This is a genomic window from Corynebacterium sp. HMSC078H07, assembly GCF_001812805.1.
Lineage (GTDB): Bacteria > Actinomycetota > Actinomycetes > Mycobacteriales > Mycobacteriaceae > Corynebacterium.
This window is the reverse complement of sequence record NZ_KV810491.1, coordinates 1-225: the sequence shown is the minus strand read 5'-3', so window position 1 is coordinate 225 and position 225 is coordinate 1. Positions and strand designations below refer to the sequence as shown.

Annotated in this window: 1 pseudogene; it reads left to right on the top strand. The window is 57.8% G+C overall.

The features are described from left to right. A pseudogene (locus tag HMPREF2875_RS13840) lies at positions 1-225 on the top strand (IS21 family transposase); the annotation flags it as partial.

The following is a 225-nucleotide window of genomic DNA, read 5'->3' as shown; positions in this document are numbered from 1 at the left end:
CCGCACCAGCTTGTTGGCCGCACTGTCGATGTGCGCATCACAGGCCAGGTCTTGACCGTCTTTGACCAGGGGACAACCGTGGCAACCCACCAGGTTTCGCATAAGCGTGGGGCCTATGTCACTGACTATGAGCACATTCCATCTGGAATGGACTCCACCCGTGGACTGTGGACAAGCGACTACTTTTATCGCGAAGCCAGCAAAACCGGCCCGGCAACACGCAAG